Below are 26,584 nucleotides of genomic sequence, written 5' to 3' on the forward strand. Positions count from 1 at the left end.
GACTACTGCGGCTGATACCGGAAGAAATGTACTCTTGTGTCGCCGAATATTCGGCTTTCGAGGAAAACATAGGAGGGATGAACCGAAACGGCAACATCCGCGCGTTCTTCCAGAACGGTAATCGCTCCAGGCTTGAGCCAGCCGCCGTCGGCAGCGGCCGCAAGCGCCTTCTCTCCCAGCCCCCTGCCATAGGGCGGATCGGCAAAGAGCATGTCGAAAGGCTCGAGATTGCCAATGCTGCCGAGATCGGTCGCATCACGGCGCAGGATTCGCGTCCTGCCATGCAGGCCCAGCGCATCGATGTTTTCCCAGAGGAGCGCCCTGCCCTCCACGCTGTTTTCAACGAATAGCGCATGGCGACAGCCACGCGAGACGGCCTCGAGGCCGACGGCGCCTGTACCGGCGAAAAGATCGAGTATCCGGGTGCCATCGACGCATTCCGGATAGGCATGGCTCAGAATGTTGAATAGGCTCTCACGCGTCCGGTCCGCAGTCGGCCGGATGTCGTTGGATTTTGGTACGGCTAGCGGCCGTCCGCGAAACTCACCGCCGACGATCCGCACCGCGCGTCATTCCCTTGCCTTTCGCACCACCTCTGGACGGCCCGCCGGAAGGCTTGCCGCCGCCACCGGGCCGATCGCCCTTCGGCTTGCCGGAGAAATTCTTTGCGCCACGCGGCTTGTCGCCGAAGGGCTTGTCGCCAGAGGATCTTTCGCCACGGGGACGTTCCGAACGACCTTCGCCGCCGAAGCTGCGGGCCGGACGCGAGGAGCGTTCGCCGCCATCCTCACGCGAGCGGAAAGGACGTGCACCTTCTTCACCCTCTGCCCTCGGACGGCGCTCGCCGCGGGGCTTCGCACCGAAAGGCTTGTCGCCACGCGGGCGTTCCGAGCGACCTTCGCCGCCGAAGCTGCGAGCCGGACGCGAGGAGCGTTCGCCGCCATCCTCACGTGAGCGGAAAGGACGTGCACCTCCTTCACCCTCTGCCCTCGGACCGCGTTCGCCGCGGGGCTTCGCACCGAAAGGCTTGTCGCCACGCGGACGGTCGGAGCGGCTTTCGCCGCCGAAACTGCGGGCCGGACGCGAAGAGCGTTCGCCATCCTCACGTGGACGATCACGGAAGGAACGCGGACGCTCGGAGCGACCCTCACCGCCAAAGCCTCGGGCCGAGCGCGGACGATCGCCACCCTCACCACGCGGCGGGCGATCGCCGAAAGAGCGCTTGCGGCCGAAACCTTCGTCCTCGTCGCGCTTGCGGGGCTGTTCCTCGCTGGAACGGATCCACTCGCCATCCTCTTCGTGGACGCGATTGATCTGCGGGCGCGGACGATCCGGGCCGCGATCGAAGCGTTGTTCCTTCGCCGGGGAGGCCGTCTCGCCGCGACGACGTGCGGTCTGGGCATTCTTGGCAGCCTTGGCCGCCGCCTTCTCGCCGAGCGGACGCGCGCCGGGCGCCATCCAGACATTGGCGTTGCGACGGGTACCGAGCGCCGGGCGCTTCGGTTTGTCATCGTCGCCACGGCGATCGTCACGACGGTCATCCCGCCTGTCATCACGCTTGGTGTCGAGGCGGCTCAGCGCACGTTCGCGCTTGTCTTCGTCGCGGCGCGGGCGTTCGCGACGCTCGGGCGCCGGTTCCTCAGCCTCTTCGGCGGTAACGGCCGGGGCGTTGTAGATCGGCGCGTCGAAATTCGCCTTGGCATCTTCGATGAGACGTGGCCCAAGCTGGTCGCGCAGCGTGCGGCCGCGCACTTCGATCACGTGACCCTCCGGCAATTCGCCAAGCTGGAACGGGCCGTAGGAGACGCGGATCAGCCGGTTGACCTCGAGGCCGAGCGCGCCGAGCACGTTCTTGATTTCGCGATTCTTGCCTTCGCGCAGGCCCATGGTGATCCAGACATTGGACCCCTGCGTGCGGTCGAGCGTCGCCTCGATCGAGCCGTAGAGAACGCCGTCGACGGCAATGCCATCCTTCAGCTTGTCCAGCGCATCCTGGTCGATATCGCCGTGCGCGCGGACGCGGTAGCGACGCAGCCAGCCGGTGGTCGGCAGTTCCAGCGCACGGGCCAGGCCGCCATCGTTGGTGAGCAGCAGCAGGCCCTCTGTGTTGATGTCGAGACGACCGATCGACATGACGCGCGGTAGTTCTTCCGGCAGATTGTCGAAGACGGTCGGGCGTCCCTCGGGATCGGAATTCGTCGTCACAAGACCCTGCGGCTTGTGGTAGAGCCAGAGGCGCGTGCGCTCGATGCCGCGGATCGGCACGCCATCGACTTCGATCTTGTCTTCAAGCGTGACGTTGATGACGGGCGTGTCCAGGAGCTTGCCGTTCAGCGTGACGCGGCCGTCCATGATCATGCGCTCGATATCGCGACGGGAGGCGACGCCGGCGCGCGCCATCACCTTGGAGATGCGTTCCGCCTTGGCGTCGCCATCCGCTTCGTTAGCAGCGGCTTTCGCGGCAGCAGCCTTCAACGGCTTCTCGCTGCCCCTCTTCGGGCCGCTTTTGGCCCGGGCTTCGCGCGCGGGGGCCGTGGTGCCGGGGCGTTTTGGCTTGTCTTTGGGTGTCATTTGTTGTTTGCCTGCCTTTTCGGCCTGTCTATCAGGTCATGCACCTGCGGTTAAGTGGAAATTCTGCGAACGTGAAGACAAATCGATTTATGGAGATGGCGTTAAGGGAAGCGCGCGCTGCGGGAGATCGCGGCGAAGTGCCGATCGGCGCCGTCGTCGTCGTCGATGGCGCGGCAATCGCCGTCTCCGGAAACCGAACGCGGGAGCTCAACGACGTTACCGCGCATGCCGAGATCGCCGCTATCCGCATGGCCTGCGAAGAGCTTGGCCAGGAACGGCTTACCGGCGCCGATCTCTATGTCACGCTGGAGCCCTGCACCATGTGTGCGGCAGCCATTTCCTTCGCCCGCATCCGCAGGCTCTATTATGGCGCGGAGGACCCGAAGGGGGGAGCAGTCGACAACGGCGTGCGCTTCTATGCTCAGCCGACCTGCCATCACGCACCGGAGGTCTATTCAGGCTTCAACGAGACGGAAGCGGCGGATATGCTGAGGGCATTCTTTTCTGAGAGAAGAGACCTGCCATGATCCTGGCCATCGGAACCATCATCGTGATGGGCGCGCTCGCCGCCTACGCCAACCGAACAGTTGCGCCCGGCGTGGCGAAGCTGCCAATGCAATGGTCACTGAAAGGAAGTGTGAACTGGACGGCGCCGCGGACGATCGCTTTCACCTTCATTCCAGGGCTTGCAGCTATCATCATGGCCGCGATCCTGCTCGGCGACCAAGCGCGCAACGCCGATATCGCCTTGATGGGTGGCGTCTTTCTCGCGTGCCAGCTTCTGCATATCACGCTGACACAACGCTGGTTTAACGCGTCGCGCCGTTAAAGCATTTCCCGACGCAAAACCGCTAGACGCTTTTGCTGAATTGCTCTTACTGAAGGATCTGCCACCACTTGGTGCCGCTATTGGCGACCGCTGCATCCTTCTTGCGCTGCTTGGCCTTCTTCTGCTCCGGCGTGCCGAGATCATCGAGCTTTGCCGGGTCATCGACGGCGCGATACTCGGTCGGCGGATCGGAAATGTAGCGGCGCTGGTCGATATAGGCGCCCTTCTGCAGGGCGCGCGCTTCGCGATAGGCCTTGGTCTGGGCTTCTGTCGTCTGGCGGCCGCCTTCGATGGCGGAGCTGGCGAGCGGCGAACGATAGCTCGGATTATCCGAATTCTCGTCGGCTTCCTTGACGAGACGCGTACGGGCTTCTTCCGGCGATTCAACCCACTGGGGATTATCCTTGTTCGCAACCGTTTCCTGCGGCTGAACGAGGGTTTCCTTCTGGCCCGGAGCGGGCATGACCAGCGTCGGGCGCGGCGTGTACTTCACGCCGGTGTTCTTGGGGCCGGGGCCTGTCAGCGAAACGGACTGGCCGAGGTCGTCGGCAAGCTGTTCCATGGCGGTCTTGTCGGTGCCGTAGGTCGGGCTGCTGGCGCAGCCGGACATCATGGAGCTTCCCGCCATAACAAGAGACAGGCAGGCGCCCAAACGGAACCAATGCGTCGCTAACATGAAAACCCTTCCCGCATGCCGGAATCAGTACTGCCCACCGGACAATCGTCCCCCTGACGCAAAAATCCGGCCATTTTCAGGCAGCTTTTACCGGATGAACGCCATAAAGGCAATTCACCCGGCAAATATCTTCAGCCACGGATGCCGAGTTCGCGCAGGGCCGCAGCGTCACGCGCCGAAACGTCGGGATAATCCGGATCGGAGCCGACATCAGTGGTGATGCGCCAGGAACGGGCGCATTTTACGCCTTCGGCCAGCGCCGGGACGACGGCAACTTCAGGCACTTCGCTCAAGCGGAAAGCATCAGCCGGGCCGGCGCTCGTCTCGATCGTGATGCCCGAGGTGATGCAGACTTCGCTGAAATCCTGCCCTTCCAGCGCCTTGCGGAGTTCCGCATCGGCGACATGGACGATAGGTGCCGCTTCCAGCGACGAGCCGATGCGCTTATCCTTACGCTCGATTTCGAGCGCGCCGGTCACGACGCTGCGGATCGCGCGGATCTTTTTCCACTTCTCGGCCAGCGCCTCGTTGCGCCATTCCTTGGCAACCGGGGCAAACTGCTCCAGATGCACAGAGACGGCTGAAGGATTGCGCGAGAGCCATGCCTCTTCCGTCGTAAATGGCAGCATCGGCGCAAGCCAGGTCACCATGCAATCGAAGATCGTGCGGATGACATAGAGGGCCGAACGGCGGCGAAGACTGGAGGGCGCATCGCAGTAGAGCGCGTCCTTACGAACGTCGAAATAGAAGGCCGAGAGCTCGACATTGGCGAAATCGATGAGCGCACGGGCGATCTTCTTGAAGTCGAAGGCGTCGTAGTTTTCGCGCACGAGCTGGTCGAGTTCGGAGAGGCGGTGCAGCATCAGCTGCTCCAGCTCCGGCAGATCGGCGAGCGCGATGACCTCACCCTTGTCATGCGCCAGCGTGCCGAGCATCCAGCGGATCGTGTTGCGCAGCTTGCGATAGGCATCGACATTGGTCTGGATAATCGTCTTGCCGACGCGCAGATCGTCGGCATAGTCCGAGGTCATGACCCAGAGGCGAAGGATATCGGCGCCGGCATCCTTCATCACTTCCTGAGGTGCTGTGACGTTGCCCTTCGACTTCGACATCTTCTCGCCCTTCTCGTCCATGGTGAAGCCATGGGTGAGGACGGTGTCATAAGGCGCACGGCCACGCGTCGCAGCCGATTCCAGCAGCGAGGAATGGAACCAGCCGCGATGCTGGTCGGAGCCTTCGAGGTAGAGATCGGCCGGCCATTTCAGGTCGGGGCGGTCTTCCAGCGTGAAGGTGTGCGTGGAGCCCGAGTCGAACCAGACGTCGAGGATATCCATGACCTGCGACCACTTGGCCGGGTCATGCTCGTTGCCGAGGAAGCGCTCCTTGGCGCCTTCGGCAAACCAGGCATCGGCGCCTTCGGCATCGAACGCGTCGAGGATGCGCTGGTTGACGGCATCGTCCTGCAGCACCTCGCCATGCTCGTCGACGAAGACGCAGATCGGCACGCCCCAGGCGCGCTGGCGGGAGAGAACCCAGTCCGGGCGCTGTTCGATCATGGCGCGCAGACGGTTCTGGCCGGCGGCCGGCACGAAGCGGGTGTCGTCGATCGCCTTCAGGGCACGGGTGCGCAGCGTCGTTCCGTCCGCGAGCGTCTTATCCATATAGACGAACCACTGCGGCGTGTTGCGGAAGATCACCGGCTTTTTGGAACGCCAGGAATGCGGATACTGATGCTTCAGGCGGCCGCGGGCAAAGAGCGCGTTGGCCTCGATCAGCGCCTTGATGACGCGGTCGTTGGCATCGCCCTTCTTACCGTTGTCGTCAATGACGCGCGCGCCTTCGAAGCCGGGCGCATCGGCGGTGTAGAAGCCGCCGTCGTCGACCGGGAACGGGATCTTGGTTTCGATGCCGCGTGCCTCGATCTCCCGGCCATGCGCCATCCAGACATCAAAGTCTTCGCGGCCGTGGCTCGGTGCGGTGTGGACGAAGCCCGTACCGGCATCGTCGGTGACGTGATCGCCATCGAGTAGCGGTACCAGGAATTCGTAGCCGCCACCGAGGCCCTTCAGCGGATGGGCGCAGGTGATGCCGGCGAGATCGGCGGCCGTGACATCAGCGAGACGCTTGTACTGCAGCTTCGCCTTGGCAAAGGATTCTTCGGCGAGCTTGTCGGCAAAGATCAGCTTTTCGCCCGGACGCGGGCCGAAATCGTTCTCGGCAGCCGTCACTTCGTAAAGGCCGTAGGAAACGCGCGAGGAATAGGCGATCGCCCGATTGCCGGGGATCGTCCAGGGCGTGGTCGTCCAGATGACGACGAAGGCGTCCTTGAGGACATCGGAGCCCTTCGCAACCGGGAACTTCACCCAGATCGTGTCGCTCTCATAGTCATGATACTCGACTTCGGCTTCCGCTAGCGCAGTGCGCTCGACGACCGACCACATGATCGGCTTGGAGCCGCGGTAGAGCTGACCGCTCCTGGCGATCTTCAAGAGTTCGCCGGCGATACGGCTTTCCGCGTGGAAGTTCATCGTCAGATAGGGGTTTTCGAAATCGCCGACGATGCCGAGGCGCTGGAACTCGCCGCCCTGGATGGCAATCCACTTTTCGGCATAGGCGCGGCATTCGCGGCGGAACTCGATCATCGCCGACGGCTCGCTCAGGTCAGGCTTGGCCTTGCCCTTGGCGCGATAGTTCTCTTCCTCGATCTTCCATTCGATCGGCAGGCCGTGGCAGTCCCAGCCGGGAACGTAATTGGAGTCGTAACCGCGCATCTGGAAGGAGCGGGTGATGACGTCCTTGAGGATCTTGTTCAGCGCGTGGCCGATATGGATGTTGCCGTTGGCATAGGGCGGGCCGTCGTGCAGGACGAACTTTTCCCGGCCGGCGGCGGAGGCGCGCAGCTTCTTGTAGAGGTCCATCTGCTGCCAGCGGGCAACAAGTTCCGGTTCCTTTTGCGGCAGGCCGGCGCGCATCGGAAAATCCGTTTCGGGCAGATAGAGGGTTTTCGAGTAATCGATCTTTTCGGCTGTGTCGGTCATGTGTGACAATCGTTTCTGGCGGCCCGGACAAGGGCGCGCGATATGAAATCTGTGGTGACGGAAAGCGCTCGCGCAAGCCAAGCGCCGAAAACCCGGACCTTCCGGCCGCTCAGCGCGCGCGGAAGACCGGGCCGATAATTCGTATCGAATGCGCCAGCCGGAATTTACTCATTGCGCCGGTTCATAGGCGCTTTTCGCTGGAAAAGGAAGAGGGATTTCAGTCTCCAGCCGCTGCGAAGATGCCGCGGCCGGACGCCTGTGGCTTGCTTTCTGCGGCACTCAGGCTCTTGCTATTCCCCTCGCCGGCGCGAGGAGATTGACGATGACGGCGACGATTTACTGCTCCCAATGCAAAAAATCCGCAGTCCCTGTCGAATTCCAGACTGCCCGAACGTCTTTGACTGGCAGGCATGGGAAATTCATCATGCCGATCAAACCCGCCCGCAAGGAGTGATGTGGATATGAGCAGTTCCTATCGTTGGGTAATCGTCGCAGCCGGCGCACTGATGACGTGCGTTGCTCTCGGCGCCATGTTTTCTCTCGCCATTTTCCAGCAACCGATCGCCGACGCGACCGGCTGGTCGCATGCCGGCATCGCCAGCGCGATGACGCTGAATTTCATCGTCATGGGCATAGGCGGCTTCTTCTGGGGCGCTGCCAGCGACCGATACGGACCACGTCCGGTGGTGCTGATCGGTGCCGTCATCCTCGGGCTGGCGCTGATGCTTGCCAGCCGCGCGGAAACGCTGCTGCAGTTCCAGCTGACCTATGGCGTGCTGGTCGGGCTCTCGGCCAGCGCCTTTTTCGCACCGATGATCGCCGCAACGACGGAGTGGTTCGACGAGAACCGCGGCCTTGCCGTCTCCCTGGTTTCGGCGGGCATGGGTGTTGCGCCGATGACGATCTCGCCCTTCGCGCGCTGGCTGATCACCGCCTATGAATGGCGCCCGGCGATGTTGATCATCGGCATCGGTGCACTCATCCTGATGATCCCAGCAGCACTTCTCGTACGTCGGCGGCCGTCGCCGCCGCAGGATATGCAGGAGGCCATCGTGTCAGCCGATGGCAGTGCCCCCAATCTCTGGAGGGTTTTCCGCTCGCCGCAGTTCATCGTGCTGGGGTTGACCTTCTTCGCCTGCTGTGCCGCCCATTCCGGACCGATCTTCCATATGGTGAGCTACGCAACGTTCTGTGGCGTCGCGCCGATGGCTGCCGTCAGCATCTACAGTGTCGAGGGTCTTGCCGGTCTCGGCGGACGCCTGCTCTATGGCACGCTGGCCGATCGGATCGGCGTGAAGCCGGTCATCATCGCAGGCCTGCTGGTGCAGGCGGCGGCCCTTGCAACCTATCTTGCCGTCAGCAAGCTCGGGGAGTTCTATGCACTCGCCGTCATCTTCGGCAGCGCCTATGGCGGCGTGATGCCGCTCTATGCCGTGCTGGCGCGTGAATATTTCGGCCCGCGCATCATCGGCACGGTCTTCGGGGCGGCGACAATGCTCTCAAGCCTCGGCATGGCCTTCGGCCCGCTGGTCGGCGGCTGGATCTACGACACCTATGCCAATTATTCCTGGCTTTTCATCGGCTCCGCCTTGGTCGGGCTCGGTGCGGCGGCGATCGCGCTCGCATTCCCGCCGCTGCCGCGACAGAAGGCGCAGCCCGCGCTTGGCGCGGCCTGAGCGGTTCTTCGTTTTTGCGCAATTCCGAACGCAAAACGCTCAGGCACTTTTGCTGGAATTGCTTAATCGAAACAGAGCTTCCGGTCGAGCTCGCCGAGCGGTCTCACACCTGATAGCAGTGCCCTCGCCTCCTCTTCGTCGCGCTTGATTTGCGCGACGAGCGGATCGAGCCCGTCGAACTTCAGTTCGGGGCGAAGATAGCCGAAGAAGGAGACCGAGCAGGTCTGGCCGTAGAGATCGCCGCTGAAATCGAAAAGATAGGTTTCGAGCAGCGGCGCACCGTTTTCCGTCACCGTCGGGCGGCGGCCATAGCTTGCCACTGCATCATAGAGCCTGCCGTTTTCGAGGCGGAAACGAACGGCGTAAATGCCGGCTGCAAGTTCCGCCTCCGGCGGCAGCTGCATATTGGCGGTCGGGAAGCCGAGCTGGCGGCCAAGCTTCTCGCCATCGATCACCTTCGCCTGCACCGTATAGTGATAGCCGAGCATGGCGGCGACCGAGGAGACATCGCCTTCCTTCAGGAGCGCACGGATATGGCTCGATGAGACGACGTCCGTGTTCTCGTCGCGGAATGCGTCGATCAGGGTGACGCCGAAACCATATTTGCTGCCAGCATCCATCAGGAAGGCAGGCCCGCCCTCACGGCCGCGGCCGAAATGGAAGTCGAAGCCGGTCACAACTTCGGACGCACCGAGCCAGTCCTTCAGGATGGAATGGATGAAATCATCCGCCGAGCGCTGCGAGAATTCGTAATTGAAGGGATATTCGATGACCGCGTTGAAGCCCAGCTCCTCCAGGATGCGGGCCTTGAAGGGCGCCGGCGTCAGGCGGAAGACCGGTGCATCCGGCTTGAAAACGGTGCGCGGATGCGGCTCGAAGGTCAAAACCAGGGCCGGAATGCCACGCTCCCTTGCAATATCGAGAGCCCGGTTCAGCACCGATTGATGACCGCGGTGGACGCCGTCGAAATTGCCGATGGCGATGACGCCGCCTTTCAGATGCTCGGGCAGCGGATCGCGGGTTTCATTGCGGTGAAAAACGGTCATCGGCTTCAATTCTCTTATGCGAGGCGCGGCATCCACCACTTGGGCGCAGCTTTTTCCCGTTCGAGATAGGCATGCAGGATCGCCTCATCGGTCTCACCGTTCAGCGTATATTCCTTCGCGTGGATCCCGCCGCTGATGTAAAGAAGGTCGAGGCCGTAATTCAAGGCGCCGCGAACATCCGTCGGCATGCCATCGCCGATCGCCAGCACGCGGTTAACAGGAAAATCGCCTCGGACTTCGCGGGCGGCGGCAAGTGTCGCCTCATAGATCGGCCGGTGCGGCTTGCCGGCGATACGGGTGGAGCCGCCGAGCTGCTCGTAATAGGCGGCCATGGCGCCGGCGCAGGGAATGATGCGATGACCGCGCTCGACGACAAGGTCGGGATTGGCGCAGATCATCGGCACGTTGCGGGCTTTGAAGTCCAGCAGCATGTCGGTGTAATCCTCCGGCTTCTGCGTCTCGTCGTCGAAGAAGCCGGTGCAGACAACCGAAGTAGCTTCGCCCGCGGCGGCGCGCTCGATGTCGAGGCCTTCAAGGATTGGGTTGTCACGCTCGGGGCCGAGCAGGAAGACTTCACGCGGGCCTTCGGCAATCAGCGCCCGGGTGACATCGCCCGAGGTGACGATGCGGTCATAAGCGCCATCGGGCACGCCGATCTGGCGCAGCTGCTCGACGACCTGCCAGGAAACGCGCGGCGAATTGGTGATGAGAACGACGGTCAGACCCGCGGCGCGGGCTGCCTGAAGCGCCTCACCGGCTTTGGGAAACGGATCGACGCCGTTATGAACGACGCCCCAGACATCGCAGAACACCGCGTCATATCGATCGGTGATCTCGGAGAAGTTCGCAATCCGCTTTGCCATTCCGCTTTCCTGCTTCGCTTTCAGTCACCGGTGACATTGCAAAGGCGGGCTTTAATGGCAAGGCATTTTCTGCGTCAGGCGAAGAACGCAGGAGGCTCAAAAGCTGGACTTGAGCAACGCCCGGTAACCACGCCGGACAAATCCCTGCCTGTCTCCACAATTCCGGCACAAAAATCCGTGATGGCTCTCCTTGACTCCTTCCGGAGCCATCCCTAAATGCACGGCGCTAGCACTCACGGGAGTTGAGTGCTAACATTCACCATGTGGACCACCCCGGTCCGCGAATGTCATTTGATCGAGGGATTAGACAATGGCAAGCACCAATTTCCGCCCCCTTCACGATCGCGTCGTTGTCCGTCGCGTTGAATCCGAAGAGAAGACCAAGGGCGGCATCATCATCCCGGATACCGCTAAGGAAAAGCCGCAGGAAGGCGAGATCGTCGCTGTCGGCTCCGGCGCTCGTGACGAGTCCGGCAAGGTCGTTGCACTCGACGTCAAGGCTGGCGACCGTGTTCTGTTCGGCAAGTGGTCGGGCACCGAAGTCAAGATCAACGGCGAAGACCTTCTGATCATGAAGGAAGCCGACATCATGGGCATCATCGGCTAATCAGCCGGTTGTCTTTCATCCGATATCGCTGACACCCCTTTTCAGGAGTTCTCAAAATGGCAGCTAAAGAAGTAAAATTCGGCCGCGGCGCGCGCGAAAAGATGCTGCGCGGCGTCGATATCCTCGCTGACGCAGTGAAGGTCACCCTCGGTCCGAAGGGCCGTAACGTCGTTATCGACAAGTCCTTCGGCGCTCCGCGCATCACCAAGGACGGTGTTTCTGTCGCCAAGGAAATCGAACTCGAAGACAAGTTCGAAAACATGGGCGCCCAGATGGTCCGCGAAGTTGCTTCGAAGACCAACGACGTCGCCGGCGACGGCACCACGACTGCAACGGTTCTCGCACAGGCCATCGTTCGCGAAGGCGCAAAGGCAGTTGCTGCCGGCATGAACCCGATGGACCTGAAGCGCGGTATCGACCTCGCTGTTGCTGAAGTCGTCAAGGATCTCCAGGCCAAGGCCAAGAAGATCAACACGTCGGAAGAAGTTGCCCAGGTCGGCACGATCTCCGCAAACGGCGAAAAGCAGATCGGTCTCGACATTGCTGAAGCAATGCAGAAGGTCGGCAACGAAGGCGTTATCACCGTCGAAGAAGCCAAGACCGCTGAAACCGAACTCGAAGTCGTCGAAGGCATGCAGTTCGACCGCGGCTACCTGAGCCCGTACTTCGTCACCAACCCGGAAAAGATGGTTGCTGACCTCGAAGACGCCTTTATCCTGCTGCACGAAAAGAAGCTCTCGAACCTGCAGTCCATGCTCCCGGTTCTCGAAGCTGTCGTTCAGACCGGCAAGCCGCTCCTCATCATCGCTGAAGACGTCGAAGGCGAAGCTCTTGCTACGCTCGTCGTCAACAAGCTGCGCGGCGGCCTGAAGATTGCTGCCGTCAAGGCTCCGGGCTTCGGCGATCGCCGCAAGGCCATGCTGGAAGACATCGCTATCCTCACGGGCGGCACTGTCATCTCCGAAGACCTCGGCATCAAGCTCGAGTCCGTCACCCTCGACATGCTCGGCCGCACCAAGAAGGTTTCGATCTCCAAGGAAAACACCACGATCGTCGACGGCGCCGGCGCCAAGTCCGACATCGAAGGCCGTGTTGCCCAGATTAAGGCCCAGATCGAAGAAACCTCCTCCGACTACGACCGCGAAAAGCTGCAGGAACGTCTTGCCAAGCTCGCTGGCGGTGTTGCCGTTATCCGCGTCGGCGGTTCGACGGAAGTTGAAGTGAAGGAAAAGAAGGACCGCATCGACGACGCCCTCAACGCGACGCGCGCTGCTGTTCAGGAAGGCATCGTACCGGGCGGCGGCGTCGCTCTGCTGCGCTCCTCCACGAAGATCAAGGCCAAGGGCGAAAACGACGACCAGGAAGCCGGCATCAACATCGTTCGCCGCGCTCTCCAGGCCCTCGTTCGCCAGATCGCTGAAAATGCAGGCGACGAAGCTTCGATCGTTGTCGGCAAGATCCTCGACAAGAACGAGGACAACTACGGCTACAACGCCCAGACCGGCGAATATGGCGACCTGATCCAGCTCGGCATCGTCGACCCGGTCAAGGTTGTCCGTACGGCCCTGCAGAACGCAGCTTCGGTTGCTTCGCTGCTGATCACCACGGAAGCCATGATCGCCGAGCTGCCGAAGAAGGATGCTCCGGCAATGCCGGGCGGCATGGGCGGCATGGGCGGTATGGACATGATGTAAGACCTTTGGGTCGTACATCTGAGCCATCCGGTTCAGTCTATGGAGGGCGGTCTTCGGACCGCCCTTTTTTATTCGGCCGATTCGGAAATACCCGGCGTTCGAACGTTTAAGCCGGTCACTGGAGCCCTCGCTTTTGGCTCGAAGCTTTCGCGAGGCTTGCGTGCCGCGCATTTTCCACTTCAGGGAAATTCGGTCGCCGCGCTGCCTAATTTGCGAAATTTGCATACTATGGCGCGAGTGGAACCGCTCCCACAATGCATAAATGAGATTTTTGGTCATAAAATTAGCGGATGACGCGCAAATTCATACAAATCCCAATCATAACGTCAGCCTAACGCCCCGGAAAAAGCCGTTGCCGTTTGCGCAAAAGTTCCTATAAATCCGCGCTGCAATTGACGTTCGCCCTGGAAGAATTCTCGCCGCAGACGAGAGACCGGACACGCCAAAGGCCATGCGTGAACATTCGGGCTTTCGAAGGTATCCGCGAACATACGAGATTAAATCTTGCGGGAGATATTCGAGCGGCGACCATCAAAGGCGCAGCCGAGCAACTGTTTTCGCAAGGTGAAAGCACAGGCATGATGCCTGGCGCTACGTGATCCTGTTTCTTTGTGTTTGCCGAGCGTGCGGCAGGGGAGCCGCACCCGAACTGGGGAACGCCTTGTTTAAGATCGCCAAAGCCAATGTTGCCGCACCCTTGATGCCCGGCTCGCTGGACTACAACAATCATAATCACGACATGTTGGCGCAGTTTTCCGTCTCCGAAAGCTGGATCGGAGACTTTTCGACCGGAGTCATCAGGCTCGGCGAGTGGAGCGCGATGCTGCATGGTCTCTTGGCGCAGGAATGCGGCCTGTTGAGCCTGGTACGCTGCTACGATGCCAAGGACCGCAACCACGTTCTGCAGCTCTTTGAACAGGCTGCGACGCTTTCCTCATCCTTCTGTTTTTCGACGACCATCATCATGCCGAACGGCTTTCGCCAGCCGCTCTTTTGCATGGGCGAATCCAACGGGCTGGAAGAAAAGTACAGCGGTAGCATGGTCGGCGTTTTCGTCTTCCCGCGCTTCAAGCTGGAAGGCGCGAGCCAGATCGCCAGCCGGCAGTAATTTGCCTGCATACCCTCAAAAGGCCGGTCCCGCGACCGGCCTTTTTTGGTTTAGCGCAATTCCGGACGCAAACCGCTGCGCACTTTTGCTGGGATTGCTCAGGCCGGCTTGACCGGAATGTTGAGGCCCTTCTCGCTCGCCGGGCGGGCGATGCAGCGCTGGAGCCAGTCCATGACGGCAGGGAACTTCGCATAGTCCAGCACCTCGCGGCCGCCATAAAAAATGTCGGCGCCGCGGATCCACGGGAAGGTGGTGATGTCGGCGATCGTGTATTCGTCACCCATGATCCACTGTCGGCCCTTCAGGCGGCTTTCCAGAACGCTGAGCAGGCGCTTCGCCTCGTCGCGGTAGCGCTCCACTGGGTAGGAATTGTTGGCGACCTTGTCGGCGGCGAATTTGTAGAAATGGCCGAACTGGCCGAACATCGGGCCAATGCCCGCCATCTGGAAAAAGACCCATTGGATGGTTTCATAGCGGCCTGCCGCATCAGCCGGGATCAGCTTGCCGGTCTTTTCCGCCAGGTAGAGCAGAATGGCGCCGGATTCGAAAAGGCCAATCGGCTTTCCGTCCGGGCCGTTGGGATCGATAATAGCGGGGATGCGACCATTCGGATTCAGCGATACAAATTCCGCCGTCTTCTGATCCGTCGTCGCGAAGGACACATAATGGGGCTCATAGGGCAGAGCGAGTTCCTCCAGCGCGACTGAAATCTTCACGCCATTCGGCGTCTGAAGCGAATAAAGCTGGATAATATCCGGATTTTTCGCCGGCCAGCGGCTGGTGATCGGAAATGCGGAAAGATCTGCCATCGGTTTCTCCTTGGGTGAGGCGGCGACCATAAAAGACAGCCGCCATACAAGGCAAGCGAACCGATCGTTTCATATTAGTGAACAAACTGTCCGCTGGCGTTTATCTTTCCTCAATGTCAGAAAAAGGCGAAATAGAGGGCAGCCGAGGTCCAACACGGTGCCGGGGCATCAAGACCTCAAAAGTCATTCAACGGAGCAATGTCCATGTCGAATACGAATAACGCCCTCATCCTTCTCGCCCGCATTCTTCTATCCTTCATGTTCATCCTTGCCGGCTTCGGCAAGGTAACGGATGCTGCCGGTACTGCGGGCATGATCGCCGGTGCCGGCCTTCCGGCGGCAACCCTCCTGGCCTATGTCGCAGGCCTCTTCGAACTGCTGGCCGGCCTTGCGGTTCTCACGGGCTTCCAGGTCCGCATTGTCGGCTGGCTGCTTGCCGGCTTCTGTGTCTTCACGGGCGTTGTCTTCCATCTGCCCTACGCAAGTGGCGCGGAACTCGTGAATATCCTCAACCAGATCATGGTCATGAAGAACATCACACTGGCCGGTGCGTACATCCTGCTCGCCACCGTCGGTGCCGGTGCCTATTCGATCGACGCACGCCGCAGCCCGCAGGCCGTCGCGGCCCGCTAATTCCATTTCCTCCCAAACACGAAAACCCGCCGTCTCTCCTGACGGCGGGTTTTGCATATTCAATAACGTGATCAGAGAACCGAGCGGACAGCCTCGACGATCGCGTTCACCGCAGGCGTATCGGCATGGGCGTCCTTGCGGGCGCGCACCAGGCAGGCTTCCGAGCGGAGGATGACGCCATCGGAGAGCACCTTGAGGTGATTGGCACGCAGCGTCGAACCGGTCGAGGTGATATCGACGATGATATCGGCCGAACCCGAGGCAGGAGCGCCCTCAGTGGCGCCCAGGCTCTCGACGATGCGGTAGAGCTGGATACCGTGCTGGCTGGAGAAGAACTGCTGGGTCAGTCGCCAGTATTTCGTGGCGATCGCCAGGCGGCGGCCATGACGGGCGCGGAAGTCGGCGGCAACGTCCACCAGATCGGCCATGGTATCGACATCCAGCCAGATTTCCGGCACGGCGACGACAACATCGGCATGGCCAAAGCCGAGCCGGGCGCAGAATTCGACCCGCCTGTCGGCTTCCGCCAGACCCTCGCGCACGAGATCCTCACCGGTGACGCCGAAATCGATCGAGCCGTTGCCGAGCTCGCGGGAAATTTCCGAGGCCGAGAGGAAGGCGATTTCCACATCGTCCCAGCCTTCGACGCGGCCGCGATAGGAGCGATCATTGCCGACGGCATAGATTTTCAGGCCGGCGCGTTCGAAGATCGCAGAGCAGTCGTCCTTCATGCGGCCCTTTGAGGGAAGCGCAATGGTGATCGTCATGCGGCTGCCCTTTCGGTTTCGATACGGTCGAGCCAGAGGGAGAAGCCGACGGCGGGAATACGATCCTTGGCGCCGAGGAAGGTCATCAGCCTGTCGAAACGGCCGCCACCTGCCAGAACCGCCGAGGAGCCCTCAACCATTACCTCGAAGACCAGGCCGGTGTAGTAATCAAGCGGGCGGCCGAAAGCAGCACGATATTCGATGAGCGAGAGATCGACGCCGGCATTGGAAAGCGCGGCGACACGGCCATCGAAACGGGAGAGCGCATTGCCGAGCTTCAGCCCGGCCGCATCGGCGAAATGCGAGAGTGCAGCCGATGCGTTGACCAGCGGCACGTTGAGCGACAGGAACTGTTCCAGTACCTGGAAGGCCGCGTCATCCAGCCGGGTTTCGGAGAGGACGAGCTTTTCCTTGAGCCGCCGGGCAATTTCCTGCGGCGAGCGGCTGGCATTGGTGGAATAGCCGGTCGCCTGCATCGTCTCATCGATATAGGCAACCAGCGCCGTCTCGTCGTCCTGGCCAACGAGGCCAGCGACCTTGTCGTCGAGGCCAGTCACGAATTGCGGGCTGACGAGGCTCGCCAGCAGGCTCTCCAGCTGGATCATGTTTCCGAAAGCGTGAATCAGCCGCTTCTGCCAGCCGAGCGGCAGGCCTAGCGCCTGCACCACGGCCTCAAAGACAGCCTGATCGCCAATCGTCACCGAAAGCGGCCGACCGGGCAGCAGGCGTGAGAGTATGCCGACGGCATCGCCGATCGCGCGGGCATCGGCGCTGGCGAGATTGATGTCGCCAAGATCTTCGATGCCTGCCTGATAGAATTCGTTGCTGCCGTCACGGCGCTGGCGAAAGACCTCACCGAGATAGGAATAGCGCTTCGGCGTACCGGTGGCGCTCTCGATATGGCGCAGACAGACGGGAATGGTGAATTCCGGGCGCAGGCAAAGGCTGGCGCCGGTTTCGCTTTCCGTCATGAAGATACGCCGGCGAAGATCTTCACCCGCGATATCGAGAAAGGGCTCGGCTGGCTGGATGACGGGTGTGTCGATGCGCTCCGCCTTGCGGGTGGAAAATTCGTCGAGAAGCTCGCCGGAGAATGCGGGGAGGTTGATCAGTGGCATTGGCTGGATCTCCCGCTTCTCCCCAGCGGGGAGAAGATGCCCGTCAGGGCAGATGAGGGGGATGAGGAGTGTAAACGACGAATGTCCTGAGCGGCGAGCGAAGGACAGGTTCCGATATGCCGCCTCCTCATCCGACCCTGCGGGCCACCTTCTCCCCGAGGGGAGAAGGGGAGATCCCCCTCAAACGTCGTCATCGTCATCACCGGGTTGAGCGGGGTCATATGGAATTTCGAAGCCGTCAGCAGCCCTCTTCCGGTCCTCCGCCTGAGCGGCGAGGATTTCTTTCACCTTGGCGACGAGACCGGTTTCCGCAACGGTTTCCTGTGCCACACGCGCTTCGCGCCAGGTCGTGTTGTCCTCGATCTCGCCGGAGAGCCGCTTGCCTTCGATCAGATCCTTGATCTGGACGACGCCCTGTGCACGCTCGTCGCCGCCCTGGATGATGGCGATCGGGCAGCCGCGGCGGTCGGCATACTTCAGCTGGTTGCCGAACTTCTTCCAGTTGCCCTGGAACATTTCAGCGCGGATGCCGGCTGAACGAAGCTCCTGCGTGAAGCGCTGGTAGCGGCCCATCGCCCCGACATCGCCGTCCATGACGGTGACGAGAACAGGCTCGATGATGTCCTGCTGGCCGAGCTTACCGAGGTTCTTCAGCGCCGTCATCAGGCGTGAGACGCCGATGGAAAAGCCGGTTGCCGGAACGGGCTGGCCCATGAAGCGGGAGACGAGACCGTCATAACGGCCGCCGCCGCCGACGGAACCGAAGACGACCTTTTCGCCCTTCTCGTTGGTGACGTCGAAGAGCAGCTCAGCTTCATAGACCGGGCCGGTATAATATTCGAGGCCGCGCACGACGGACGGATCGATCTTGATGCGGTCGGACCGATAGCCGGCGCTGGTGACGAGCGCGCCGATGAAATTCAGCTCCTCGACGCCTTCGACGCCCTTCTCAGTGCCGGCGACCAGTTCGGCCAGCTGGACAGCACTTTCTGCATAGTCCTTGATGCCGACGAAGAAGAGAACCTTCTCGATCTGGCTCTGGTCAAGGCCGGCGCCCTTTGTGAAGTCGCCGGACTCATCCTTGCGGCCGGGGCCAAGCAGCAGCGCCACACCTTCGGGGCCGAACTTGTCGAGCTTGTCGATGGCACGCAGCACATTGAGGCGCTGGCCGGCCTTGTCGTCGCCGCCGAGGCCGATCGCTTCGAGCACGCCATCCAGAACCTTACGGTTGTTGACGCGAATGACATAATCACCGCGCTTGATGCCGAGCGCTTCCAGCGTATCGGACATCATCATGCACATTTCGGCATCGGCCTGCACGCCCGGTGCACCAACCGTATCGGCATCGAACTGCATGAACTGGCGGAAACGGCCCGGACCCGGCTTCTCGTTGCGGAAAACGTAGCCGGCGCGATAGGTGCGGTAGGGAAGCTGGATCTCGTTGAAGTTTTCGGCAACATGACGGGCGAGCGGCGCCGTCAGGTCGTAACGCAGCGACATCCACTGCTCGTCATCGTCCTGCAGCGAGAAGACGCCCTCGTTCGGGCGGTCGCTGTCCGGCAGGAACTTGCCGAGCGCATCGGTATATTCAAGCAGCGGCGTTTCGACCGGATCGAAACCATAATGCTCGTAGACCTCGCGGATCTTCGCGGTCATTTCGTTGACGGCGCGGAGATCGGCTGCGGAGCGGTCGACAAAGCCGCGCGGAAGGCGGGCCTTGAGCTTTTGCGGTTTCTTCTGCTTGTCGTTCATTTCGGGGGATTTCCACATATGTGACAGTGGCGGTTTCCTAGCGGATTGGGCCGGGAGCGGCAAGGGCAAGGGTCTTGATATGGCGACCAGAATCGATGGAACGATGCGGAAAGGACCTGTCATCAGGATATAGCCATGATCGCGGAAGCGCTTCAGTATCTCGCCACAGCAGCGCTTACGGGCAGCGCGCACCGCCGCTTCGTGCGCTATTCGGTCAGTCTCTGGTCGCGCGCCGGCCGCTGCAGCCGGGATTGGGCGTCCCACGAGGCCAACAGCAAGGAGGCCATTTCCGCTGCAATATCAGGCCTGTCGCAGCGGCGGACCGCCGTCGTGCTCGGCTCCGGATTGCTCCGGGACGTGCCGATCGAGGATCTGGCTGGGAGCTTCGATACGGTGGTGCTCGTCGACCTCGTGCATCTGGCATCCGTGCGCCTGGGGCTGAAGGGCAAGCGTTATCGGAACGTGCGGCTGATCGAACGCGATCTCTCCGGTTATGACGACCTCAAGGCCGGGAAGGATGCGGAGCCGCTCGGCTTCCTGAGAAGCGTGCCTTATCTCGATTTCGTCGTGTCCGCCAACCTGCTCTCGCAGATCGGCCGGGGCGTCAAACGGCGATACGAGGCCGAAGCCTCTCCCGGAATGCCGGCGGATACAGTGGAGTGCTTGATCGCGGCCCATATTCAGGGGCTGGCAGACCTGCCCTGCCGGACCTGTCTGGTGACCGATATCTCCTACGCCGTTATTGATCTCACCGGCAAGGTGCATGAGGAAGCCGACCTGCTGCACGGTGTTAAACCACCTGATGGGAAAGCCAGCTGGGACTGGCCCGTCGCGCCATTCGGTGAGGAGAGCCGTGACTACACGATCGTGCACAAGGTCATTGCCGCCTTGTGAGGTCCTTGGCTTTTCGCCGGCACCTACCTATGTTTTTCCCATGCGCGCTTTCGCCCTCATGACGATGTTCTTCGGCTGGCTGGTCTACAGCACCATGTCCGCATGGGCGGGCTGTCCGACCTGCGCGTCGATGAATATGGCTGTTCAAGCCGAAGCCGGCACGGCCCATCTCCACACCGATGGCATGGGCACGGGTGGCATGATGTCGAAGAGTGGCATGGCCGCCAAAAACAATTCCGCCAAAGATCCTTGCGCCACTGGCGTCGCCCATACGCCGCTTTGCGCCGCCTGCATGATGGTGCCGCCGGCCGATTTCATTGCCGATGGCGGCAAGGCGGTTCTTGCATATCCGGCTCCTGCGCCCGACCGGGCATTGAGGGACAACAGGCCCGCACCGCAGGCGCCTCCTCCCCGCTTCATCTGACCAGCGCTTTGCAGAACGGCAGCGTTCGCTGCCATCGGAACCTATTGTCAGACAGAGGAAGGAATACTCATGTCTCTGAAAATTATCACCCTTTCCGCACTCGTCGCCTTTGCAGCGCCGGCCTTTGCCGAGGATATGTCTGATATGGACATGTCCAAGCACATGGGAGGCCATGGTCCATCCAGCCAGGCCTTCACAGAGGCCAATGACAGGATGCACAAGGACATGATGATCAAATTGAGCGGCGATACCGATGTGGATTTCGTCCGCAGCATGATCCCTCACCATCAGGGCGCGATCGACATGGCGAAGATCGAGCTGCAATACGGAAAGGATCCCGAGATCCGCAAGCTTGCCGAAAGCGTCATCAAGGCACAGGAGGCGGAAATCGCCGAAATGAATGCCTGGCTGAAGAAGCACGCCAAGTAAGCGGCGAGGAATGTGGGGCCGCCATCGAAACGGCGGCCCTTTTTGATCAGGCCTGTTTTATTGGGCCTTGGGCTCGAAATCGACGGGCCGGCGGCCGGCGGCCTGACGGGTAAGCATCCAGCCCGGATATTCTGGAGCGAGAGCACTGACCTCATCGAGCCGCTTGATCTCGTCGGCATCGAGCTTCAGCTTGACGGCGGCAAGGTTCTGGTCGAGCTGGTCGACACGCTTGGCACCGATGATGACGGTCGTCACGAAAGGCTTGGCAAGGATATAGGCGAGCGCCACGGTGGCGACGCTTACGCCATGCTTTTCGGCGATTTCGCGCATGACGGCGACGCAGGCCCAGGCCCGATCCTTATCGACAGGCGGGAAGTCGAAATTGGCGCGGCGGCCCTCACCATTGCCCGGTGCGCCCGGACCATACTTGCCCGAGAGCAGGCCGCCGGCGAGCGGCGACCAGACCATGAGGCCGAGCTTTTCTTCCTGCAGCAGCGGGACGATATCGCGTTCGAGATCACGGCCGGCAATCGAATAATAGGCCTGCACGGTCTCAAAACGGGCATAATCCTTGCGCTCGGAAATGCCGAGCGCTTTGGCGATGCGCCATGCCTGCCAGTTGGACACACCGACATACCGGACCAAGCCGCGGGAGACGAGATCGTCGAGGGCGCGCAGGGTCTCGTCGATCGGGGTGACCGGGTCGGTGGCATGGATCTGGTAGAGATCGATATGATCCGTCTGCAGGCGTTTGAGGCTCGCTTCGACGGAATCCATGATATGGCCGCGCGAGGCGCCGCGGTCGTTCGGCTTGTCGCCCATGACGCCATAGACCTTGGTGGCGATGACGACATCCTTGCGCGGTACGCCGAGGTTCTTCAGCGCCTGGCCGAGCAGCCGCTCGGATTCACCGAAGGAATAGACGTCTGCGGTATCGATGAAATTGACGCCGGCATCAAGCGAGCGCTGGACGATCTCATCCGCCGCCTTCTGATCGACATCGGCGATGGCGCCCCAAGGAGTACCTTCCTTGGCTTCACCGAAAGTCATGGTGCCAAGGCAGATTTCAGATACGAAAAGTCCGGTATTTCCGAGTTGATTATAACGCATGTCGAGAAATTCCCTTGTGTCTGCCGCAATAGGGGCTTGCGGACTGCTGAACTCTATTTTTTGATTATTGGCCTGCGCGTAACAGGCACAGCCGGGGCTGGCTGAAGGTGAGGCACTCTTCATGTAGGTCGCCAGCCCGCGTTTTTCAACGGAACACGGCACTGTGGAGACGCCCTTGTCTCGACACAGGCCGGGAATAGATTGCCGCCCTATATCGACAGGGCGTATTTCTAGAGGTGCGTATATGACCGCCCGACCATTGACGACGATCGGCTTCGATGCCGATGACACACTGTGGCAGAATGAACATTATTACAGGCTGACGGAAGAGCATTTTACCCGGCTTCTCGCCGATTTCGCCGAAGGCGCGAAGATTTCCGAGCGGCTTCTCGAAGCCGAAAAACGCAACCTCGCCCATTACGGTTTCGGCATCAAAGGCTTCACGCTGTCGATGATCGAAACGGCGATCGAGATCACCGAGGGCAAGGTGCCGGCGAGTGTGATCGCCAAAATCCTCGATACCGGACGCGACCTTCTGTCCCACCCGGTCGAGACCCTCCCCCATGTGCGCGACACGCTGGAAACGCTTGCCGGAAAATATCTGCTGGTGCTGATCACCAAGGGGGATCTCTTCGATCAGGAGCGCAAGCTCGCCCAATCCGGACTTGGCGACTATTTCGATGCTATCGAAATCGTCTCCGACAAGACGGCGGTCACCTACCGGCGCATCTTCTCCAAGGTCGGCGACGGGCCGGAGCGGGCGATGATGGTCGGCAATTCGCTGAAGTCCGATATCGTGCCGGCCATTGCCGCCGGCAGCTACGGCGTCTTCGTGCCCCATGAACTCACCTGGGTCCTGGAGCGGGTCGAGGAACCGAAGGACGCGCCGCGCTTCCGCAGGATCGTCCATCTCGGCGAACTGCACGGGCTGATCGACGGGTTACACTAAGCGACACTATTTCCGCTTCGGAAACAGCGACGGCTGCTCCTGCTGGGCAGGCGCCGGTTGCGTAGCCTGAGGAGCGGCGGCAAGCGGCTCGATCAGGATGCTGTAGGGCGCACCGAGCCCGCGCCGCGGCGAGACCTTGGAATAGTAAGGGCGCAGCAGCCAGGTGGCGTTTTCTTTGACTGTCGTCTCGTAGCTGGTGCCGTCCTCGTCCGTGCCGAAAAAGGCTTCGTCATCGGGTTTCGACAGATCGAAGATCGCGAGATAGGCGAATTTGCTCTTTGTCTCGAAGCTGATCTTCACATGCTGGCCGGCGCGCACGGGCAGCGTATAGACGTGGCTGTTGCCGAACTTGGTCCAACCCTTCAATTGCATGGTCACGGCGGGGAACTGCAGCTTTTCGATTTTCTCGCCCGGGTCGAGTTGCGGCGTCTGTGCAAGGGCTGCCGAGGCGGATAGGAAAAGTGTTGTGGCAAGCAAACGAAGCGATTTCATGGGCGCACCAATGCTGCCCGCATCGCCTCCACTTCAGCGCGGCAGAAGCAGCCTTCGAGATGATCGTTGACGAGACCCATAGCCTGCATGAAGGCATAAACTGTGGTCGGTCCGACAAAGGTCCAGCCGCGCTTCTTCAAATCCTTGGAAATCCTGACTGACGTGGCGGTGGTCGGATTGGCGACGATATGCTCGCGGTCGACGACTGCAGGCCGATCTTCCTGGCGCGGTTCATAGCTCCAGAAGTAGCGGGCGAGCGAGCCGAATTCGCTTCTGAGATCGATCGCGCGCCGCGCATTGTTGATGGTCGAGACGATCTTGCCGCGATGGCGGATGATGCCGGCATCGGCGAGACAGCGAGCGATATCCTCATCTCCGAAACGCGCCACCTTCTCGAAATCGAAACCGGCAAAAGCGGCGCGGAAATTCTCGCGCTTGCGCAGGATCGTCAGCCAGGAAAGACCTGATTGAAACCCTTCGAGGCAGATCTTCTCGAAGAGCCTGGTGTCATCGGTGACCGGCCTGCCCCACTCCTCATCGTGGTAGCGCAGATAGTCGGGCAGATTCGCATGCCAGTGACAGCGGCTCTTGCCGTCTTCGCCGATGATGATGCCGGTTTCGCTCATATTTTCTTCTCGTTTTGCGGCTGTGAAACCGGCTTTACCATTTGCAAACCTTCTTTCCAAACCGGACGGTAACCCTGACGAAAAGTTTATTCCGTCCGCCGCCTTTTCATGAATCCGCATTTACCATTCGCTGGCAAACGCAGTGGCAGCATGACCGCAGGCGGACAATTCCGCCAGCGCATTTTCGGCCATTTGTAGAGAGTTCGTCCGATGATGAAACCCCTTGTCCTTGCCGCAGCCATGCTCGGCATTTTGTCCACGGCCGCCCTTGCAGACGACCGCTACGCCTCCCGTCCACCCGTGGTGTTGAGCCCCGATCTTACCGCCCCCTGGATCAACCAGCTCGGCGGCGGCTCGGTTCGTCCTGTCGTCTACCAGCGGCCGGTCGTCTACCAGCAGCGCGGCCTTTTCCAGCAGCGCCGGACGTACATCCAGCGCGCGCCGCAGCCAACACCGCAGACCGTTTCGGCCATTCGCCCCGGCGTTCCCGTCATCCGCGGGCAGGTCGAGCCGCAGTTCCTGCCGCAGATCGTCGATTACGATACGAAGGAAAGGCCCGGCACGCTTATCATCGACACCAACAACCGCTTCCTCTATCTCGTCATGGATGATGGCAAGGCGCGCCGCTACGGCGTCGGCGTCGGCAAGCCCGGCTTCGAATGGGCGGGCGCCCACAAGATTACCCGCAAGTCGGAGTGGCCGGACTGGACCCCACCCTCCGAAATGGTGAGCCGCGAAGCCGCCAAGGGCCATTATCTTCCCGCCCGCATGGATGGCGGCCCGGAAAATCCGCTCGGCGCCCGCGCCATGTATCTCGGCTCCACGCTTTACCGCATTCATGGCACGAATGCGCCCTGGACGATCGGCAGCGCCGTCTCCTCCGGCTGTATCCGCATGCGTAACGAGGACGTGGTCGACCTTTACGATCGCGTCAATGTCGGCACCCGCGTCATCGTGATGTAAAGGCCAAATAACGCCAGCGGATGGCAAGAACAGCCGCCCGCTGGACAACAAAAAACCGTGTCCCTCACCTCTTCGACTTGAAATTCAAACCGATTTGACTAGCCTCTACGCGGTCTGAAGGAGAGGGTATCGAAAATGAAGCAGTTTTTTAGGCTCGCGGCGGCGGCTGCCGTTGCGTTGTCCTGTACAGTTGTGGCCGTCAGCGCGGAACCGGTCATGACGGCTACGGACGCCGTGCGTGGCGTCAAGCAGACCCGCGAGATCAAGCCGCAGTTCCGCAAGCGTGTCGTCCGTCTGGCCACCAGCGAAAAGCCTGGCACCATTATCGTCGACACCAACAACAAGTTTCTCTACCTCGTCGAAGGCAACAACCGCGCTACGCGCTACGGCATCGGCGTCGGCCGCGACGGCTTCGGCTGGTCGGGTGTCGTGACGGTCGGCCGAATGGCCGAATGGCCGAGCTGGACGCCACCGGCTGAAATGCGCGCCCGCGAGGCGCGTGCGGGTCACAATCTTCCCGCCGTTCAGCCCGGCGGCCCGGACAATCCGCTCGGCGCGCGCGCCATGTATCTCTACAAGGGCGGCCGCGACACGATCTTCCGCATTCACGGCACGAACCAGCCCTGGACAATCGGCCTCAACATGTCGTCAGGCTGCATCCGCATGATGAATAGCGACGTGACGCATCTTTACAACCGCGTCTCAGTCGGCACCAAGGTCATCGTCGTCGGCCCCGGCAACAAGCAAGGCAATGTCGCCTTCCAGGACAAGGGCATCGATATCCTGCGGACCATGTTTGGCGGCTGAGCAACACTTTTGGCAAAAATGAAGGCGCACTCGATGCGCCTTTTTGTTCTTTAAGATTGTGACACATGAATCTGCCAGAGACAGCGGCGACTGCCTAAAGACGAACATCGTCGCCAACGCGGTCAACGTCGGTATTTCCTACCACTGGTGATCCGGAGCAATTCCAGCAAAAGTGTGCAGCGGTCTTGCGTCCGGAATTGCGTCAAACAAACAGATAGAGCTGCGGGATTATTTGGTGCCGCAGCTCACCTTGCCTTCGACGACGAAGAAGCTTGTGCTGCCTTCGATCCGCAAAGCATAAGTGCCGCTGAAATTCGGCGAAGCCTTGCCATGCTCGCCGGCGAGAACCGCGAGATCCAGAGATTCGCTTTCAGCATCGGTACCTTCCGTCGTGAAAACTTCCAGACGCAGATCGCCATCACGCGACCAGCGGTTTGTCAAATCCTTCGATTCGAGGATCCGCTTGCCGAAGTTCTTGGATTTATTGACGTCCTTGAGCATCAGCGCGCCACGAAAATGGATCAGCGGGTGACCGCCTCCATCTTCAAAAGCGCTTTCGAGCGTGAAGCGCACATCCTTGTCGTCCGCAGAACAGAAATAGCGACTGTCGGCATGTGCCGCACCAGCCGCGCCGAGCAATACGGCAAGCACCATCAATCCACGCCACATAGCCAGAACTCCTGAATCGGCCAATGAATCGGTG

27 protein-coding genes are annotated in these 26,584 nt (G+C 61.0%); 13 read left to right on the forward strand and 14 right to left on the reverse strand.

Annotated features, from left to right (window positions below):
• Positions 1-2 precede the first annotated feature (2 nt).
• Positions 3-563: a 16S rRNA (guanine(966)-N(2))-methyltransferase RsmD gene (gene rsmD / locus H4W29_RS05480; protein ID WP_192728026.1), complete on the reverse strand. Its 561-nt coding sequence runs from the start codon at positions 561-563 to the stop codon at positions 3-5.
• Positions 544-2,571, reverse strand: a complete 2,028-nt coding sequence (locus H4W29_RS05485; RefSeq protein WP_192728027.1) for a pseudouridine synthase — start codon at positions 2,569-2,571, stop codon at positions 544-546. The genes rsmD and H4W29_RS05485 overlap by 20 nt, the downstream gene beginning before the upstream one ends.
• Before the next feature lie 89 nt (positions 2,572-2,660).
• Here H4W29_RS05485 and H4W29_RS05490 point away from each other — a divergent pair, with 89 nt between their 5' ends.
• Positions 2,661-3,098 (forward strand): nucleoside deaminase, encoded by a 438-nt coding sequence (locus tag H4W29_RS05490; RefSeq protein WP_192730678.1) that lies wholly within the window; start codon positions 2,661-2,663, stop codon positions 3,096-3,098.
• A complete protein-coding gene (locus tag H4W29_RS05495) occupies positions 3,095-3,400 on the forward strand; it encodes a hypothetical protein (protein WP_192728028.1) in 306 nt (101 codons plus the stop codon). Before H4W29_RS05490 ends, H4W29_RS05495 begins: the two co-directional genes overlap by 4 nt.
• Positions 3,401-3,446: 46 nt before the next feature.
• Here the strand turns inward: H4W29_RS05495 and H4W29_RS05500 are convergent, their stop codons facing one another.
• Positions 3,447-4,076, reverse strand: coding sequence for a hypothetical protein (locus tag H4W29_RS05500; protein WP_192728029.1), 630 nt, complete (start codon positions 4,074-4,076; stop codon positions 3,447-3,449).
• A 131-nt stretch (positions 4,077-4,207) separates the two neighbouring features.
• On the reverse strand, positions 4,208-7,114 hold the full coding sequence (gene ileS, locus H4W29_RS05505) for an isoleucine--tRNA ligase (RefSeq protein WP_192728030.1): 2,907 nt from the start codon (positions 7,112-7,114) through the stop codon (positions 4,208-4,210).
• Between the two features lie 461 nt (positions 7,115-7,575).
• Between ileS and H4W29_RS05510 the strand changes: the two genes are divergently transcribed.
• Positions 7,576-8,790, forward strand: coding sequence for an MFS transporter (locus H4W29_RS05510; protein ID WP_192728031.1), 1,215 nt, complete (start codon positions 7,576-7,578; stop codon positions 8,788-8,790).
• Positions 8,791-8,852: 62 nt separating this feature from the next.
• Here the strand turns inward: H4W29_RS05510 and H4W29_RS05515 are convergent, their stop codons facing one another.
• Together H4W29_RS05515 and H4W29_RS05520 are read right to left on the reverse strand one after the other, a co-directional pair.
• Positions 8,853-9,836 (reverse strand): bifunctional riboflavin kinase/FAD synthetase, encoded by a 984-nt coding sequence (locus H4W29_RS05515; protein WP_192728032.1) that lies wholly within the window; start codon positions 9,834-9,836, stop codon positions 8,853-8,855.
• A 14-nt stretch (positions 9,837-9,850) separates the two neighbouring features.
• Positions 9,851-10,699, reverse strand: a complete 849-nt coding sequence (locus tag H4W29_RS05520; protein ID WP_192728033.1) for a TIGR01459 family HAD-type hydrolase — start codon at positions 10,697-10,699, stop codon at positions 9,851-9,853.
• Positions 10,700-11,009: 310 nt separating this feature from the next.
• Here H4W29_RS05520 and groES point away from each other — a divergent pair, with 310 nt between their 5' ends.
• The 3 genes from groES to H4W29_RS05535 all read left to right on the forward strand — a co-directional run bounded on the left by groES (position 11,010) and on the right by H4W29_RS05535 (position 14,108).
• On the forward strand, positions 11,010-11,306 hold the full coding sequence (gene groES / locus H4W29_RS05525; RefSeq protein ID WP_004675403.1) for a co-chaperone GroES: 297 nt from the start codon (positions 11,010-11,012) through the stop codon (positions 11,304-11,306).
• Positions 11,307-11,362: 56 nt separating this feature from the next.
• Positions 11,363-13,000, forward strand: a complete 1,638-nt coding sequence (groL, locus tag H4W29_RS05530; protein WP_183728966.1) for a chaperonin GroEL — start codon at positions 11,363-11,365, stop codon at positions 12,998-13,000.
• Between the two features lie 661 nt (positions 13,001-13,661).
• Entirely contained in the window at positions 13,662-14,108 is a 447-nt protein-coding gene (locus H4W29_RS05535; RefSeq protein ID WP_183728963.1) for a hypothetical protein, read from the forward strand.
• Between the two features lie 98 nt (positions 14,109-14,206).
• Here the strand turns inward: H4W29_RS05535 and H4W29_RS05540 are convergent, their stop codons facing one another.
• On the reverse strand, positions 14,207-14,917 hold the full coding sequence (locus H4W29_RS05540) for a glutathione binding-like protein (protein WP_192728034.1): 711 nt from the start codon (positions 14,915-14,917) through the stop codon (positions 14,207-14,209).
• Between the two features lie 204 nt (positions 14,918-15,121).
• Between H4W29_RS05540 and H4W29_RS05545 the strand changes: the two genes are divergently transcribed.
• Entirely contained in the window at positions 15,122-15,550 is a 429-nt protein-coding gene (locus H4W29_RS05545) for a DoxX family protein (protein ID WP_183728957.1), read from the forward strand.
• 71 nt (positions 15,551-15,621) lie between these two features.
• On the opposite strand, the gene hisG is transcribed toward H4W29_RS05545, so the two are convergent.
• From hisG to hisS, 3 genes are all read right to left on the reverse strand, one after another.
• Positions 15,622-16,317 carry an ATP phosphoribosyltransferase gene (gene hisG / locus H4W29_RS05550; protein ID WP_192728035.1) on the reverse strand — a complete coding sequence of 232 codons (696 nt, stop codon included), beginning with the start codon at positions 16,315-16,317 and terminating at the stop codon, positions 15,622-15,624.
• Entirely contained in the window at positions 16,314-17,435 is a 1,122-nt protein-coding gene (locus tag H4W29_RS05555) for an ATP phosphoribosyltransferase regulatory subunit (RefSeq protein ID WP_192728036.1), read from the reverse strand. Before H4W29_RS05555 ends, hisG begins: the two co-directional genes overlap by 4 nt.
• Positions 17,436-17,615: 180 nt before the next feature.
• Entirely contained in the window at positions 17,616-19,187 is a 1,572-nt protein-coding gene (gene hisS / locus H4W29_RS05560) for a histidine--tRNA ligase (protein ID WP_192728037.1), read from the reverse strand.
• Positions 19,188-19,322: 135 nt separating this feature from the next.
• Between hisS and H4W29_RS05565 the strand changes: the two genes are divergently transcribed.
• The 3 genes from H4W29_RS05565 (at position 19,323) to copM (ending at position 20,934) form a co-directional block, all read left to right on the forward strand.
• On the forward strand, positions 19,323-20,081 hold the full coding sequence (locus tag H4W29_RS05565; RefSeq protein ID WP_192728038.1) for a hypothetical protein: 759 nt from the start codon (positions 19,323-19,325) through the stop codon (positions 20,079-20,081).
• A 40-nt stretch (positions 20,082-20,121) separates the two neighbouring features.
• A complete protein-coding gene (locus tag H4W29_RS05570; RefSeq protein WP_192728039.1) occupies positions 20,122-20,505 on the forward strand; it encodes a hypothetical protein in 384 nt (127 codons plus the stop codon).
• A 69-nt stretch (positions 20,506-20,574) separates the two neighbouring features.
• On the forward strand, positions 20,575-20,934 hold the full coding sequence (copM, locus tag H4W29_RS05575) for a CopM family metallochaperone (RefSeq protein WP_192728040.1): 360 nt from the start codon (positions 20,575-20,577) through the stop codon (positions 20,932-20,934).
• A gap of 57 nt (positions 20,935-20,991) precedes the next feature.
• Here the strand turns inward: copM and H4W29_RS05580 are convergent, their stop codons facing one another.
• Positions 20,992-22,044, reverse strand: a complete 1,053-nt coding sequence (locus tag H4W29_RS05580) for an aldo/keto reductase (RefSeq protein WP_192728041.1) — start codon at positions 22,042-22,044, stop codon at positions 20,992-20,994.
• A gap of 244 nt (positions 22,045-22,288) precedes the next feature.
• On the opposite strand from H4W29_RS05580, the gene H4W29_RS05585 reads away from it, so the two are divergent.
• A complete protein-coding gene (locus H4W29_RS05585; protein WP_192728042.1) occupies positions 22,289-22,993 on the forward strand; it encodes an HAD family hydrolase in 705 nt (234 codons plus the stop codon).
• A 6-nt stretch (positions 22,994-22,999) separates the two neighbouring features.
• Here the strand turns inward: H4W29_RS05585 and H4W29_RS05590 are convergent, their stop codons facing one another.
• Both H4W29_RS05590 and H4W29_RS05595 read right to left on the reverse strand, forming a co-directional pair.
• A complete protein-coding gene (locus H4W29_RS05590; protein ID WP_192728043.1) occupies positions 23,000-23,485 on the reverse strand; it encodes a hypothetical protein in 486 nt (161 codons plus the stop codon).
• A complete protein-coding gene (locus H4W29_RS05595) occupies positions 23,482-24,111 on the reverse strand; it encodes a DNA-3-methyladenine glycosylase I (protein ID WP_192728044.1) in 630 nt (209 codons plus the stop codon). Before H4W29_RS05595 ends, H4W29_RS05590 begins: the two co-directional genes overlap by 4 nt.
• A gap of 210 nt (positions 24,112-24,321) precedes the next feature.
• Here H4W29_RS05595 and H4W29_RS05600 point away from each other — a divergent pair, with 210 nt between their 5' ends.
• Complete coding sequence (locus tag H4W29_RS05600) at positions 24,322-25,074, forward strand: L,D-transpeptidase (RefSeq protein WP_192728045.1); 753 nt, start codon at positions 24,322-24,324, stop codon at positions 25,072-25,074.
• A 135-nt stretch (positions 25,075-25,209) separates the two neighbouring features.
• Entirely contained in the window at positions 25,210-25,881 is a 672-nt protein-coding gene (locus H4W29_RS05605; protein ID WP_192728046.1) for a L,D-transpeptidase, read from the forward strand.
• Between the two features lie 228 nt (positions 25,882-26,109).
• Here H4W29_RS05605 and H4W29_RS05610 read toward each other — a convergent pair whose 3' ends face one another.
• A complete protein-coding gene (locus H4W29_RS05610) occupies positions 26,110-26,550 on the reverse strand; it encodes a hypothetical protein (protein WP_192728047.1) in 441 nt (146 codons plus the stop codon).
• Positions 26,551-26,584: the final 34 nt, after the last annotated feature.

The sequence above is a fragment of the Rhizobium viscosum genome (genome assembly GCF_014873945.1).
Classification (GTDB): Bacteria; Pseudomonadota; Alphaproteobacteria; order Rhizobiales; family Rhizobiaceae; genus Rhizobium; species Rhizobium viscosum.